This is a genomic window from Caldivirga sp. MU80, assembly GCF_001663375.1.
Lineage (GTDB): Archaea > Thermoproteota > Thermoprotei > Thermoproteales > Thermocladiaceae > Caldivirga.
The window spans coordinates 56227-69437 of sequence record NZ_LCTF01000005.1 but is presented as its reverse complement, the minus strand read 5'-3'; the positions used below and the strand labels follow the sequence as shown (position 1 = coordinate 69437).

Here is a 13211-nt window from a genome sequence, read left to right as displayed (position 1 = left end):
CGGCGACAGGGAGGGAGCCACTACGGTGAGGGGGCCCAGGGAGACCGTCGAGAAGGAGACGGTGGAAAAACCACCGCCTCCGGAGAGACGGTTGCTGGGTTTGCTTGTTTATTCCTCAGCGTCAATCTTAATAGCTAGGTATGCAATAATTAGAGGTGAGGTGAATGGTTGAGTTTATGAGTTTAAAAGTGGAGTCCATGGAGGACCTGGTGAGGGTTGGGAGGGCATTGTCAAACCCGTTAAGGGTGAGGATACTGCTAATGCTGGCGAAGAACCCAACGTTCATACAGGACGTGGCCCAGTCACTCCACATACCCTACGCCCTAGCCCACATGCACCTGAAGATCCTGGAGGAGGCTGGCCTAATAGAGGGCTCCTACGTGGTGGAGGAGCAGCCAAGGCCACACCTGAGGAAGGTTTACAGGGTGAGGGACTTCAGGTTAGTCATAGACAGGCAGCTACTGGAGCGTTTGGCGGAGCGGTACAGGTGAAGCTACCGTACTCCTCAATAGCAGTGATGCTGATATCCGGCCTAGTGGTGGGTGCCGGGGTGCCCATAGCCCTATTCTACATGGCCTTCAAGATAGGTTCATGGCCCTTCCTGCTAGCCGCCACTATACTGGGTGCCCTTGCCATATTCTGGGGCGCCGTCATGGCCATAGTAGCCTTTGTACCAGTGCTGGACAGCGTTGATGAGCAGGTGAACGCCTTGAATAGGCAGTTGAACACCTATAGGGCGTTCATTAGGGCGCTACTGGAGGAGCTTGACGACGTCAACGCAATACTTAAGGACATTAGGGATGAGTTGAAGAAGGTGAGTGAATGAGCGAGCTTAAATACGCAGAGTTAAGTGATGAGGAGGTTATGGAGAGGATTAGGGATAGAATCAGGGAGATGAAGCAGCTACTCGGTGAGATTAGGGAAATGTTAAGGGTGAGGTAATGGCTGAGAGGTTTGACAGGTATTACGAGTACTTCAGCGGTAGGTCTAGGGCAATTAGGAGTGGTAGGTTCAGGAGGATTAACCTAGGTGTGGTGACCATAAACCTAAGCGGCGGTGGCTCAGTTGTCAGGGTTAACGTCGGGAAGGGCGGTGGTAAGCATACGGTTGAGGCAGCGGGTGGTGTGGTGCAGGGTGAGGAGGTGAACTTAACAAACCCACCGGATAACATTAAGGTCGTTAAGGGTAGGCGGGTTAGAATTGAGAACAGCGACCTGGAATCCGTTGAGGGTGAGGAGGTTACCTTGGTTAATGTTGATGTTGAGAAGGTTGCGGGTAAGGTGGTTAAGGTTGTTCATGGAGATGTTGACCATGTTGAGGGTGAGGACGTGACGTTGATAAACGTGGACGCCAGGGAGGTTGTGGTGACTAGGGGTAGGTTCGTGAATTGCGATATAGAGGCTTTGAAGTATAGGGAGCATTACGAAGCCGTCAACACGGATATAGGGGAGGTAAGCAAGGTTTAGGTTAAGGTAAGGCATTTAAACCCATGTTGGCTAGGCGCATTATGAGGAACCTTAATGAGGTTCTTAAAATATCGTTCTCAGCCTTCTTCGCGGACCTAGGCTACCAGGCAGCGGTGGTAATGTTCCCACTCATCTTCGTGTTCTACCTGGGTGCCCCCATGTGGCTTTACGGGGTTGCGGAGGCGATTAATTACGGCCTAGGCAGCTTGATGGCGTTCCTGGGTGGCTTGGCTGGTGATAGGTTTGGTAGGAGAAGGATGGCTGTGCTCGGCAATGCCATAATAATATCGGTTTCACTCCTTGGATTCGCTAGGTATTGGTGGCAGGCACTGCTAATATTCATGGTTGGCTGGTGGTTTAGGAACTTCAGGACGCCGCCGAGGAGGGCCATGATGACTGAGGTCACTGACCCAGGTGAGAGGAATGAGGCCTTCGGCATATTGCATGCACTCGACATAGCCGGGGCTGCATTGTCAATAACATACACGGCTATACTACTCTTCGTGAAGTTCCCAGTGGAGTACCTACTCCTAATATCAGCGGCGCCACTGGTGGTGTCGACCCTTCTCATAGCCCTAGTCAACGCTGGGCATCATGCCAACGCAGGTTCAGCCTCATTCATGGAGTTGAGGGGGTTGGGTAGGGCGTTGTGGCTGATTGTGGTGTCAACGTTCTTCTTCGGCTTCAGCCAGTACAGCTTCGGCTTCCCAGTTATAACAACGGCTGAGTTCACCCACGAGGATTACCTAGCGGTGGTCACCTACGGCGTCTTCCTAGCCGCATCAGCAGTCTTCGGCTATGTCTTCGGTAAGTCCAGGGTAAACGAATACACGGGCCTCTCATACCTAGGCTACCTACTCGGTGTTTTCGCCTCCCTGGGCTTCGCCCTACTCTCACCAATGGGCGTAACAGGTATATACCCTTCAGCCTTCCTACTCGGCGTTGCGGTGGCCGCTACGGAAACCTTCGAACCAACGATAGTGTCGAAGCTAGCCCCGGAGGAGAGGATGGGCATGGGGATGGGGCTCCTGTCCTTCGGTAGGAGTATTGGCATATTCCTAGCCAACACGATAATGGGGCTACTCTACCAACTCCACTACTCCTACGCCTACTACTTCGCAGCCGCAAGCTCATTCACAGCCTTCCTAATAGTCCGCCTACTACTAATGAGGGTGGTTGTGGGTGGAGGTCAATTGCGATGAGAGGTATAGGAGACTGGCCCAGTACTGTGCCGAGAGGGAGGGTGAGTTGGCTAGGTATAAGAGACTTGCCTACGAGTACTCAGAGGAGCTCAAGAGGCTTACAATGTTACTCTCAGCTGCCGTATCATATCTGAACAACCTCATTAAGATCACTGGCTACAGCAACGAAAACCTCAACACCACGCTCAACAACCTCAATGAAGAGGTGAGGTATTACCTGAGGAAGTACGTGGTGACCAAGGAGGAGCAGGGTCAATAATCATTACTAATTAAGGCAGTTCCACGGGCAGTTCACACTCAGGCTTAAGCATCCAGTCGTCGCCCAGGGTTAACCTGTAGGCCCAGGCCTTAACCCCACTCTCCACAGCTTTCTTAAGCGCATTGGCGAATCTTGGATCAAGCTCGGTGTTGGGCCTAAGCACCCTGGCACCACGCCTAAACACCAGAAACACCACGTGAGCCTCAAACCCAGCCCTCAGGGCGTCGATTAACCTAGCCATGTGCCTAGCCCCACGTGAAGTTGGTGCGTCAGGGAATTTGGCAACCCCATTAACCTCCAGGGTCACCCCCTTAACCTCAACCATAGCCTCAACGCCATCCATCCTCCTCAACAGTAAGTCAAACCTACCGTCAAGGAACCTGGGCTCACGCCTAACCACCCTATACCCCTTGAGCAGTAGGCCATTGTCTATGAGCCAGGACGCCACATGGTTGTGGATAGCTGAGTTCACCAAGACAAGCTCATCCCCAGCCCTAACCGCCGTTAGGTAATACCTAGCCTTACCTTCACTTTTAACGTACGCGTAAACCCTAATCCCAGGCCTTAGTAGTTCGCCTAGGCGCCCCGGGTCGTGGATGTGGATTAGCGACTCCTCACCGTTAATCACGGCCACACCCATGAACCTGTTAATCCTCCTAACGAACACACCCTCAACGTCAGGTGGCCTTATGTTCAACCCAGTCATGCATAATTCAACCTCAAGGGGGTTTAACTGGTTAAGCCTTAGGTGGAACGCAGCTAATGGTGCAATTTAATTAATAATATAAACAATGTATTTAAGAATACATTTAATTATGAGTAACTTTAATTAACCCTTGAAGCAATACCACTTAATGTTAGAGCACAGGAGGCTTGTTAAGTATAATGGTGAGCCGGCGTATAGGGTTAAGATTGCTGGTTTAGAAAGGCTACTGCCCATTGTGAGCATAGGGAGGGTCAAGGTCAATGGTGCCGAGTACATGGCCTACATAGCCTCGGACTCAGAGCTAGTCCTGGGTGACGTTGAATTCATTAATGCTGCCTCCAGGGAGTTGGCCAGATTAATTGAGCGTTACTCACCCAGCATCATAGTTACCCCGGAGGCTAAGTCAATAGCCCTGGCCTACGGGGTAGCTAGGGAGCTTAATCTGCCTAGGTTTGTGGTTGCCCGTAAGGGTGTTAAAGCCTACATGAGCTGCTACATGCACGTTGAGGTCAATTCAATAACAACCAGGGGGCGGCAACTACTGATACTGGACTCCCAGTCGGTAACCCAGGTGGCTGGTAGGGACGTCTGCGTTGTTGATGATGTGGTGTCCACTGGGGGTACAATTAAGGCGCTTGAGGAGTTAATGAGGATGGCTGGGGCTAACGTAGTTTGTAGGGCTGTGGTGTGGGTTGAGGGGCCATGGGTTGATGAACGGGACTACGTGCACCTAGGCGAGCTACCAGTCTTCGTTGAGTAAACGGCCCTCCTACCCCTTTAACCTGGCAAAAAGCATTAATACCCGTGGGGAGGTGGTTTGACAAATGATAACGCTAACCATTGAGATGAATAGTAATGTACCGCCGGATGCCATATGGAGTGTTGTAAGCAACATACAAAACATGCCCAAGTACTGGCGTCTCCACAGAGATGTTAAGATACTTGAGAGGGCTGACCCCTACCTGAGGGTTCTGGTTAACCTAACCCTACTGAGGCCATTCAACAGAGGTGAGGCTCTGGTTAGGGTGTCTAACGCCGACTTAACGGTGGTTTTCAACTTCATAAGGGGGCCGTTTAGGGGTAGGCACGTGATTAAGGTTAACGGTGATAAAGTGGTAAGCACGTGGATGATTAACCCCACCATACCACTACTGATACGTAAGTCATGGCTTGTCAGTAGGCTAAGGGAGGCCACTATCAACGCCTTAACGAGGCTAATCAACGATGCCGCAAGCCTAGGCAGCTTAAATCAGCCACATGAACAATAACACATGAATATACCAGCACTGGTAGCAGCCTCAGCATCAGCGGTCATCATACTGTACTACCTGGTCACCAACTCACCATGGTTAACTAAGGGCATACCGACGGCAAGCCTCAAAGTTGACTCAGGGGCAGTTATGGTCTTATCCGACCTACACATAGACGCCAACCCAATGGACCTAGGCATTATTGGTAGTTTGGCTAGGATTAACGGCGTCAACACCCTCGTAATTGCGGGTGACTTGTTTAACTACAGGATTAGAATCAGGGACGAACTTGAACTGGGTGTTATGGTTAGGTACGCAGTTGAGAGACTTGGGCTAAGTCGCGTTAAGGCTAGGTTAACGGTTCTTTACCTAATGAGTTCATCATCCCACGACCCAGAGGTCCATGGAAACCATAGGGTAAGCGTCATGAAGGTTAATAACGTGACCGTGGTGGCGATGCAGGGTGCCGTAAGGCTAAGTTACCCTGACTGCATAGGAAGCGTCTACATTACGCACGGTGACTACGCAGTTAAGGATGGCGTATTGGCGGGGTTACTGAGCTTCATATCACTTAAACTACTTAACTACCCCTTATTTGAGGTGATGCTTAGGAGGATCCTCAACGTTAATGACCATGACTGGGTCATCAGTGGGCACACCCATGTACCCGTCTTCAACAGTGAGCTTAAGGTTGCTAATCCAGGGTCATGGGTAAAGGCCCTAGTAATGAAGCCGCACTTCGGCTACGTGACGATCAGGTGCAGCAATGGTGAACTCAAGGTTAGCCTGGGTAGCGTCCATGGGAATAACGCTTATTAATAGTCGGGTTATGGGCTTTTCATGAATATTGCGGATGTTGTGAATGGCCTGGCCCTCGGTATTGTGCAGGGTATCAGCGAGTGGTTGCCCATAAGCAGTAAGACGCAGATAATGATAACGTCAATATACGCACTGCACCTAACCTTCAACCAGGCCTATGCCCTTGGCCTATTTCTAGAAGTAGGCACGGTTCTGGCGGCCTTGATCTACTTCAGGAGGGAGGTTTGGGGTATCTTAAAGGCCCTGGTGCTTAGGGGGAGCGCATATGACTACATGATGCTTAAGTATGTTATCATTATAACGGTCTTAACCGGGTTGGTTGGGGTACCACTCTACCTAACGGTGGCTGAGTCGGTTAAGGGTATTGGAATTGGGTTACCCATGATAATACTCGGCCTAATACTAATCGCCGACGCTTTACTAATATACATCTCAAGGTTAAGGTACGTACCAAGGAAAAGACTGAACGAGTTAAAGACATGGGAACTGGTACTGATAGGGGCAGTGCAGGGCATTGCGGCACTCCCCGGCGTCAGTAGGTCAGGCGTGACGGTGTCGACGATGCTGCTACTTGGCCTAAACCCGGAGGATTCCTTCAGGTTATCATTCATATCAATGATACCAGCTGCCGTAGGGGCCTCAATAGTGCCTGCCTTATTCACAAGGCACTTGTTCCACACCCTCATATCCGATGTCAACATGAATGTAATACTGGTATCCATAGTGGTTGCTGCCCTTGTGAGTCTAGTGTTAATTGATGCTTTACTTAGGTTCGCCAGGAGTAGGCACATAATTCTATTAACAGCAACACTGGGCACATTAGCCATTGTGAGCGGGGTCTTAAGCATATTAACCGGGTTCGGTTGACGCCGCAAGCTAAAGCTTATTAACGCCTCGGGGGATGGCGGTGCGTGGCTGAGGAGGGGGAGAAGAGGGCCATTAGGCCCATTCCATTCGTGGAGGTTCAGGAAGTTAACGGTAGGAGGATTGTTATAGCCACTGGGAAGAGGAAAATGGCAATAGCGAGGGCTGTGGTTAAACCTGGTTCAGGCGTGGTTAGGGTTAATGGAGTGCCGTTGACAATATGGCCCATGGAGGTGGCTAGGCTTAAGATGATGGAGCCTTTGATGCTTGCAGGTAAGGACCTGGTCAACAAGGTTGACATAGACGTGGTGGTTAGGGGTGGTGGGTTCATGGGGCAGGCGTCAGCCGTCAGGATGGCCATAGCGAGGGGGCTTGTGGAGTACTTCCAGAGCAAGGAATTACTCGACCTATACATGCTGTACGATTCAACCATGATTAAGGGTGATGAGAGGAGGACGGAGCCGAAGAAGCCAGGCCTAAAGCATGCTAGAAGTAAGAGACAGAAGGCCTACAGGTAAGCTTACTCATTAACAGTAACCTAACCTTAACGATACCCTTACATACCGGGCACATTACAGTAACGTTTGCCTAATCTTTCTCAAGTCTCATTGGATTCCGTAGCGGTTCATCGCGGTGGGCTAGATCCATAGTTTACCCAAGACCTTGATGAACTATAATTCACTGCGCCTCACTGTACGTTAGCAACTACTTAGGGCATGGTCAGATTGCTGTTGGTTCAGGCTACACTGCAGTGTTTATAAAAATTCATGAGGTATGCTGCATTATGAGGTTCCTCTCAATAGTCACCGGTACCTCCTCTGATGGGGCTGACATATCCCTCATTGAGCTTGAGGGTTGTGGAAGAGGGACCAGGTTTAAGATACTTAAGTATAGTTACTATCCGTATCCGAATGATTTAAGGAGTATGATGATTCATGCGGCTTCACTCAACCAGGTGACCTCGGAATTCATTAGTAGGGTTCACTGGGAATTAGGCAGGTTCCTGGCTAACTCCATAGCCAAGGATTACGAGCCAAGCGATTACGACGTCATAGTTTACTCAGGCTACACCGTGTACCATGGGCCATCACTGGGTAGGAGGGAATATGGCACCCTTCAGATAGGTGAGGCATCAGTGCTCTACGCTATGACGCATAAAACCGTCGTCTACGACTTCAGGACTAATGACCTAGCCTCAGGTGGATTAGGGGCACCATTAATAGCATTGAGTGATGCAATACTCTTCGGTGAAGGCACATTAACCATAAACATCGGTGGCATATCTAACGTAACATACGTCGGCGAGGATTGCATAATAGCCTTTGATACGGGCCCAGGCAACATACTGATAAATACATTAACAGAGTTACTTTACGGGGAACCCTACGATAAGGATGGCTTGCACGCCTCACGTGGCAGGGTGATTGATAAGCTTCTACTGGACTTAATGAGCGACGAATACTTCTCAATACCACCACCCAAGAATACCGGGCGGGAGTACTTTGGACTCAGCTACGTTAAGAGTAGGGTGATGCCTTACCTAGGCGAATTCAGCGGCGACGACTTGGTTAGAACAGTCACACGCTTCACAGCGGAGAGTATACATGACCAGGTTAGGAGGTTTGTGAAAAGGCCGATAAGGAGGATCATAGTTGGGGGTGGTGGATCAAGGAACCCGGTACTGATGAATGACCTAAGGGGCCTATTTAGTGATGTAGCCGAGTTCAGGAGGTTTGAGGATTACGGGATCAATGATATGGCTAGGGAGGGCTTGGGCTTCGCAATAATCGCCAATGAGACCCTTCATCTTAGGGTCGGTAACACACCAGCCACAGGCGGCTTACCTGCACTACTGGGTAAAATAATCCCGGGTAGCAACTATAGGGAGTTGGTTAGGCAAACCCTATTCAACGATAGGTGTGATGGCTTTAACCCATTTAAATTAACCTGTGGTAAGGTTTATTAACAACTGACGCTGAGGTTGGGGTAATGATAGTGCCCATTAGGTGTTGGACCTGTGGGAAGCCTCTTGGCCACTTATGGGAGCCATTTAAGAATAGGGTCTTGGCCGGCGAAGACCCTAAGAAGGTCCTCGATGACCTGGGTGTGACGAGGTACTGCTGTAGGAGGACCCTAATGGCTCATGTGGAGTTGATTAACCAGGTACTGCCCTATAGCCTAATCGAGAAGTAACTACCTCCTAGCTTCATCGTTAAGCCTAAGCACAAGAACACCATTGCTCACTTCAAGGTGGGCGGCACCAAACATTATTAACCTATTCACATCATTAATAGGCACCCCTAGGTCCACTAAAGCCCTAAGGGGTACCTCATCACCACCGGCCAGTTCCCTAATCCTACCGGCTATACGTTCAATTAAGTGCCTACTGTTGTTGTTACTAATGGGTACTTCAATACTTAACCTACCTTTACCTTTAAACACCCTGTTGAAGAGGGATACATCCTCATTTGCATTATGAGTGGTGTAAATGTTTAGATTGGCTCCCCTCAATTTGAGGTATAGGAGTAGGTCCTTAAGCCTAAACCACCTGTCGCTGAAGACCTCGTAAACCACAGGCCCCCTCATAACCCTGGTTAACGGTAACGCCAGTGTTAAGCCGAGTATCGTGGAGGTTGGTTCAATGGGTGGTATTGGTACCGTGAAGCATTCACCGTTTAATGTGCCAGGGGGTTCAACGTCAACAACCCTCAACGCCTGGCATACTAAACCCTCACACCCGCTGATGAAGTTGCTGACGTCACCTAGGCTACTTGACTTAACCATGAAGCCGTACTCTAGGGCCAGCCTGGTTATTATTAACCTATCCTCATCCTCTAGGGGTAGGTTTACGCCCATTAAGCTGCATCTTGGGCTGTACCTCCAAGTGACTATACCCCTAGTTATCGGTTGTGATGATGGAAGAATGAATAGGTTTAATTGACCACTCCCCTTAACCATTGCCCAGCCCCTTAGGCGTTCACAACAGTGCTATAGTAGCCATCACTGGTCTTCACTATTACGTAGTATGCGTAGACGCAGCCCGAGCCCTCTGCATCAACCACCAGTTGGTCACCTCCCTTCAGCACTATGGGGTTCGTTAAGCTCACGGCCACCCCATCGACGTATGCGTTGGTTAGGTAACAGGATACTTGGCCCCCATCTTGGTTAGTTATGTTAAAACCCAGTATAGTCACAGAGCCTAAGCCCATGTTCTTCACCGTTGCCTGTATCATACTTGGGGTCACCTCACTGGCGCTTACAAGCAGTTGGCTGTAAGAACCCATGCTGTTTGAAACGAAGACCCACAGTATCGCCGCCACTATTACAGATAACACAACCCCTATTATAGTCCAGACTATGTTACTTAACCCACTCCTCATAGGTGCAGTGTGGGCTTTTGGTTAAGTTAACTAGGGTCCAGGTAGGGTGATGTTAACCTATCCATCACCCTACCTGCAGTAGGCCCATGGGTGCAGGGCCTTGGTGAGTTTAATGATTTGCCCAGGCTACTATGGGTCATGTATTGCGCTGCTCGGTGCAGTGTTAAACATAGCCTATGGGTACGTGCTGATAAGTAGGGGTAATGCATTGATGAGGAGGGTGGGTGAGGTTCACATTCTCGATACCTTAATGGGATTTCTAATGTACATTGCGGCGGTTTTAATGATGAGTAATGAGGATAGGCTAATAGGTATCGTGCTGGGTGGGTTAAACCTCAAGGTGGGTTATGTAACCCACAGTGTTGATGAGCTTCAATGCTCAGTGGTTTACCCATACCATTGCGTCACGGTTAAGTTAACCACCAATGAACCCATCATTAACCCTGGTGCCGCCTTATTGGTGTTCGGCAGTATGGCTAACGCCCTGATTAGGTCAATGACTCAGTTGTATGTGGCTGAGGTGACGCTAACCCTACTGCCCTTCGTCTCACCGGTGGGCTACTACCTCAACGACATCTCAAGGTACTTCACCTGGCAGGCCGAGTGGGCCTTAATGAACACCTACATGCTCTACTACCTATCCATAATATCCAGCTACGCCTCCCAGCTAGCGGCCCTTGGAGCCAGCCTAATACCCATTAGGCAGGTTAGGTGGGTTGGCGGTTTACTGTTCTCGCTGGGTCTCGTAACCCCAATATACGTCGTGGCCATGGCCAATTGGCTGGCGTCCCAGAACCTAACGGCATCAATAAACCCATCGCTTATCAACGACATTAGGGGTATCCTATCCCTCGGGACAAACCTATTCAACCTAGGTGGGAGGCTTGAGGAGTTTAACGTGGTTACTGATGTATCAATGGCAATATACTCATCCATGCTCTACGGGTTAAGCAGGGTGCTGGGCGGCCTGGGTCTATCGGTGGACGTGTAGATAACCTTAATTCACCGGTGGCATAAGGCCCACTGCCCAAATGCCAAGGCACACAGCAGCGCAGCTGGACCTATTAGTGGGGATGGAGTACTACATCAGTGACTGTGAGGGAGTTGGGGGTAGGTTGAGGAGTAGCCCAGAGGACTTCATCGTTGAGGAGGTTTTAGTTAACGGGGATGTTGTGCCATCAACATTGACGGGTAAGGGGCCCTTAAGGGTAGAGCCGAGGCCAGGCCCATACACCTGGGTGGTTGTTGAGAAGAGGAGGCTCGACACAATAAGCCTAGTCCTCATGTTGAGTAGGAGGCTTAATGTTAGGCTTAGGGACATATCCTACGGCGGGTTGAAGGACACTGGGGCAGTCACATCACAGATTATTTCAATCAGGGGTGTTGCACCAGCTCAGTTAAGTGGCGTGGACCTGGGGCCTAGGGTTAAGGTGATGGGCTACTTCTCCATGGATAGGCCATTCACGCCGAGGGAGATTTGGGGTAATGAATTCACGGTTGTGGTTAGGGGCATTAACGGTGATGGGTCAATCTTCGACTGCGTCACTAGGTATGTGTTGGAGAGGGGGTTGCCGTCATACTACGGCTACCAGAGGTTTGGGTTGAGGAGGCCGAACTCGCACATAATCGGCAAAATGATTGTGCTGGGTGACTTCGAAGGTGCCGTGAACGAACTAGTGGCTAGGGCTTACCCGCATGAGGATGAGGTGGTTAAGAGGGCTAGGGAGCTGGCTGGTAGGGGTGATTACGCTAAGGCCCTTGAGTTAATGCCAAGGAGCATAAAGTACCTACCCGAGAGGCTAATCCTGAGGCAGCTGGTGACTGACCCAGGCAACTACATGAATGCCCTAGGCAAGCTACCGGTGAACCTACTTAAACTGTACGTTGAGGCTTACCAATCCTACCTATTCAACAAGGCCCTAAGCCTAAGGATTGGTAGGGGTATTCCGATTAATAGGGCTGTTGAGGGTGACTTAATAATGCTGCTTGATGAGCATGGATTACCCACAGGTAACGTGATTAGGGTTGAGGGTTCAATGGTTGATAGGGTTAACTCAGCCATAGCCAGGGGTAGGGCGACGGTTGTTGGGCACCTGGTGGGTTACGGCAGCAGGTTTAGTAATGGAATTCAGGGTGAGCTTGAGCTGAGCGTGCTTAGGGCTGAGGGCGTTGAGCCAAGCGACTTCAGGGTTAGTGAAATGCCTAAGTTAGCCACGGCCGGTGGGGTTAGGTGGCTTAGCGTCGCTCCAATCATAAAGTTGATCACGATAAATGGCAATGAGGCTAGGTTAATCTTCAGGCTGCCCAAGGGCAACTACGCCACAACGCTACTTAGGGAGTTCATGAAGCCGAGCAACCCTGAGTTAACCTTCTAAATGCACGCGTCCTTCAGGGCCTCCTGGCACTTAACGTGTATGTCCTTAGGTATCCTGGGTATGACCTCGGTCATAACCCTCTTAGCCAAGTCAAGCTTCTCACCCATAATCCTCTCAACCAACTCAGCCGTAACGGGCTGGTGGGGGACCCATATGTCGTAGTCGGTCACCATGGCCAGGAGCGCATAGCACATGCCCAACTCCCTGGCGAGGTTAACCTCGGGTACCAGCGTCATGCCTATTATGTCGCATCCGTAGACATCCCTCCAAATCCTGGACTCAGCCTTAGTGCTGAACCTGGGCCCCTCAATGCATATGTAGCACCCTGAGTCATGCGTCCTATTGTACTTTGAGGCAGTCTCTATAATCAGCCTCCTAAGGTCGTTGTTGAAGGGCTCGAGGCCTATTTGAACGTGGCAAACCCTGGGGCCATCGTAGAACGTGTACTCCCTGCCCTTAGTCATGTCGACGAATTGGTCGGGTACGACGAAGTCGCCTGGGGCGTAGTCCTGCCTTAAACTACCCACTGCGCTTATGGAGAGTATCACCCTAACCCCCAACGCCCTGAGGGCCCATATGTTAGCCCTGTAGGGGATCTTATGCGGTGGGTACCTGTGCCCACGTCCATGCCTAGGGAGGAAGGCAACCCACTCCCCCCTAACCCTACCCACTACAATGTTATCGCTGGGTAGGCCGTAGGGTGTATGGATCTGCACCTCAACGGGCTCCTCGAAGATGCCTGGGTCGTAAAGCCCCGAACCACCTATAACGGCAACGTATGGCTTACCAACACCACCAAGCTCCCCCTCACTGACTTCACCTGAGGATAGGCCCTCACCGGATAGTTTAATCAACCTCACACCGAGCCCTTGATACTCGTGTTTTAAGTG

At 50.5% G+C, this 13211-nt stretch carries 19 protein-coding genes; 15 read left to right on the top strand and 4 right to left on the bottom strand.

From position 1 onward, the window contains the following. Window positions 1-25: 25 nt before the first annotated feature. The 6 genes from AAX04_RS12340 to AAX04_RS02450 all read left to right on the top strand — a co-directional run bounded on the left by AAX04_RS12340 (window position 26) and on the right by AAX04_RS02450 (window position 2927). The gene (locus tag AAX04_RS12340; RefSeq protein ID WP_238377769.1) at window positions 26-172 is read left to right on the top strand and encodes a hypothetical protein; all 147 of its coding nucleotides are present in this window, start codon (window positions 26-28) and stop codon (window positions 170-172) included. After that, the gene (locus AAX04_RS02470; RefSeq protein ID WP_238377767.1) at window positions 165-491 is read left to right on the top strand and encodes a winged helix-turn-helix domain-containing protein; all 327 of its coding nucleotides are present in this window, start codon (window positions 165-167) and stop codon (window positions 489-491) included. Before AAX04_RS12340 ends, AAX04_RS02470 begins: the two co-directional genes overlap by 8 nt. Beyond that, window positions 488-826: a hypothetical protein gene (locus tag AAX04_RS02465; RefSeq protein WP_238377766.1), complete on the top strand. Its 339-nt coding sequence runs from the start codon at window positions 488-490 to the stop codon at window positions 824-826. Before AAX04_RS02470 ends, AAX04_RS02465 begins: the two co-directional genes overlap by 4 nt. A 115-nt stretch (window positions 827-941) precedes the next feature. Continuing rightward, window positions 942-1466 carry a hypothetical protein gene (locus tag AAX04_RS02460; protein ID WP_066793479.1) on the top strand — a complete coding sequence of 175 codons (525 nt, stop codon included), beginning with the start codon at window positions 942-944 and terminating at the stop codon, window positions 1464-1466. 38 nt (window positions 1467-1504) lie between these two features. After that, entirely contained in the window at window positions 1505-2668 is a 1164-nt protein-coding gene (locus AAX04_RS02455) for an MFS transporter (RefSeq protein ID WP_066793535.1), read from the top strand. Next, window positions 2649-2927 (top strand): hypothetical protein, encoded by a 279-nt coding sequence (locus AAX04_RS02450; RefSeq protein WP_066793476.1) that lies wholly within the window; start codon window positions 2649-2651, stop codon window positions 2925-2927. The genes AAX04_RS02455 and AAX04_RS02450 overlap by 20 nt, the downstream gene beginning before the upstream one ends. 10 nt (window positions 2928-2937) lie before the next feature. Here the strand turns inward: AAX04_RS02450 and sfsA are convergent, their stop codons facing one another. Beyond that, window positions 2938-3633, bottom strand: coding sequence for a DNA/RNA nuclease SfsA (gene sfsA, locus AAX04_RS02445; protein WP_066793475.1), 696 nt, complete (start codon window positions 3631-3633; stop codon window positions 2938-2940). Between the two features lie 148 nt (window positions 3634-3781). Here sfsA and AAX04_RS02440 point away from each other — a divergent pair, with 148 nt between their 5' ends. The 7 genes from AAX04_RS02440 (at window position 3782) to AAX04_RS02410 (ending at window position 8759) form a co-directional block, all read left to right on the top strand. Further along, window positions 3782-4393, top strand: a complete 612-nt coding sequence (locus tag AAX04_RS02440) for a phosphoribosyltransferase family protein (RefSeq protein WP_066793472.1) — start codon at window positions 3782-3784, stop codon at window positions 4391-4393. A gap of 64 nt (window positions 4394-4457) precedes the next feature. Beyond that, the gene (locus tag AAX04_RS02435; protein ID WP_066793469.1) at window positions 4458-4901 is read left to right on the top strand and encodes an SRPBCC family protein; all 444 of its coding nucleotides are present in this window, start codon (window positions 4458-4460) and stop codon (window positions 4899-4901) included. Window positions 4902-4904: 3 nt separating this feature from the next. Next, window positions 4905-5702 (top strand): metallophosphoesterase family protein, encoded by a 798-nt coding sequence (locus AAX04_RS02430; protein WP_066793465.1) that lies wholly within the window; start codon window positions 4905-4907, stop codon window positions 5700-5702. A 21-nt stretch (window positions 5703-5723) separates the two neighbouring features. Then, window positions 5724-6569: an undecaprenyl-diphosphate phosphatase gene (locus tag AAX04_RS02425; protein WP_066793462.1), complete on the top strand. Its 846-nt coding sequence runs from the start codon at window positions 5724-5726 to the stop codon at window positions 6567-6569. A gap of 71 nt (window positions 6570-6640) precedes the next feature. Continuing rightward, window positions 6641-7084: a 30S ribosomal protein S9 gene (locus tag AAX04_RS02420; protein ID WP_369818401.1), complete on the top strand. Its 444-nt coding sequence runs from the start codon at window positions 6641-6643 to the stop codon at window positions 7082-7084. A gap of 266 nt (window positions 7085-7350) precedes the next feature. Continuing rightward, window positions 7351-8532, top strand: a complete 1182-nt coding sequence (locus AAX04_RS02415) for an anhydro-N-acetylmuramic acid kinase (protein ID WP_066793459.1) — start codon at window positions 7351-7353, stop codon at window positions 8530-8532. 23 nt (window positions 8533-8555) lie between these two features. Further along, window positions 8556-8759 carry a DNA-directed RNA polymerase subunit N gene (locus AAX04_RS02410; protein WP_066793456.1) on the top strand — a complete coding sequence of 68 codons (204 nt, stop codon included), beginning with the start codon at window positions 8556-8558 and terminating at the stop codon, window positions 8757-8759. On the opposite strand, the gene AAX04_RS02405 is transcribed toward AAX04_RS02410, so the two are convergent. Together AAX04_RS02405 and AAX04_RS02400 are read right to left on the bottom strand one after the other, a co-directional pair. Then, complete coding sequence (locus tag AAX04_RS02405) at window positions 8760-9524, bottom strand: hypothetical protein (protein WP_066793453.1); 765 nt, start codon at window positions 9522-9524, stop codon at window positions 8760-8762. Between the two features lie 11 nt (window positions 9525-9535). Next, window positions 9536-9946: a hypothetical protein gene (locus tag AAX04_RS02400; protein WP_066793450.1), complete on the bottom strand. Its 411-nt coding sequence runs from the start codon at window positions 9944-9946 to the stop codon at window positions 9536-9538. A 112-nt stretch (window positions 9947-10058) separates the two neighbouring features. On the opposite strand from AAX04_RS02400, the gene AAX04_RS02395 reads away from it, so the two are divergent. Beyond that, complete coding sequence (locus tag AAX04_RS02395) at window positions 10059-10937, top strand: hypothetical protein (RefSeq protein WP_156519659.1); 879 nt, start codon at window positions 10059-10061, stop codon at window positions 10935-10937. A gap of 40 nt (window positions 10938-10977) precedes the next feature. Next, window positions 10978-12321, top strand: a complete 1344-nt coding sequence (gene truD, locus AAX04_RS02390) for a tRNA pseudouridine(13) synthase TruD (RefSeq protein WP_066793446.1) — start codon at window positions 10978-10980, stop codon at window positions 12319-12321. Here the strand turns inward: truD and AAX04_RS02385 are convergent. Then, window positions 12318-13181 (bottom strand): S-methyl-5'-thioadenosine phosphorylase, encoded by an 864-nt coding sequence (locus tag AAX04_RS02385; RefSeq protein ID WP_066793444.1) that lies wholly within the window; start codon window positions 13179-13181, stop codon window positions 12318-12320. The two genes, truD and AAX04_RS02385, sit on opposite strands and share 4 nt — an antisense overlap. Window positions 13182-13211 lie beyond the last annotated feature (30 nt).

What these genes read in the sequence shown, in the direction of transcription:
- AAX04_RS02470 (WP_238377767.1), top strand. Translation starts at nt 165, where the DNA reads ATGGTTGAGTTTATGAGTTTAAAAGTGGAGTCCATGGAGGACCTGGTG.
- AAX04_RS02460 (WP_066793479.1), top strand. Translation starts at nt 942, where the DNA reads ATGGCTGAGAGGTTTGACAGGTATTACGAGTACTTCAGCGGTAGGTCT.
- sfsA (WP_066793475.1), bottom strand. Translation starts at nt 3,633, where the DNA reads ATGACTGGGTTGAACATAAGGCCACCTGACGTTGAGGGTGTGTTCGTT.
- AAX04_RS02440 (WP_066793472.1), top strand. Translation starts at nt 3,782, where the DNA reads ATGTTAGAGCACAGGAGGCTTGTTAAGTATAATGGTGAGCCGGCGTAT.
- AAX04_RS02435 (WP_066793469.1), top strand. Translation starts at nt 4,458, where the DNA reads ATGATAACGCTAACCATTGAGATGAATAGTAATGTACCGCCGGATGCC.
- AAX04_RS02430 (WP_066793465.1), top strand. Translation starts at nt 4,905, where the DNA reads ATGAATATACCAGCACTGGTAGCAGCCTCAGCATCAGCGGTCATCATA.
- AAX04_RS02425 (WP_066793462.1), top strand. Translation starts at nt 5,724, where the DNA reads ATGAATATTGCGGATGTTGTGAATGGCCTGGCCCTCGGTATTGTGCAG.
- AAX04_RS02415 (WP_066793459.1), top strand. Translation starts at nt 7,351, where the DNA reads ATGAGGTTCCTCTCAATAGTCACCGGTACCTCCTCTGATGGGGCTGAC.
- AAX04_RS02410 (WP_066793456.1), top strand. Translation starts at nt 8,556, where the DNA reads ATGATAGTGCCCATTAGGTGTTGGACCTGTGGGAAGCCTCTTGGCCAC.
- AAX04_RS02405 (WP_066793453.1), bottom strand. Translation starts at nt 9,524, where the DNA reads ATGGTTAAGGGGAGTGGTCAATTAAACCTATTCATTCTTCCATCATCA.
- AAX04_RS02400 (WP_066793450.1), bottom strand. Translation starts at nt 9,946, where the DNA reads ATGAGGAGTGGGTTAAGTAACATAGTCTGGACTATAATAGGGGTTGTG.
- AAX04_RS02395 (WP_156519659.1), top strand. Translation starts at nt 10,059, where the DNA reads ATGATTTGCCCAGGCTACTATGGGTCATGTATTGCGCTGCTCGGTGCA.
- truD (WP_066793446.1), top strand. Translation starts at nt 10,978, where the DNA reads ATGCCAAGGCACACAGCAGCGCAGCTGGACCTATTAGTGGGGATGGAG.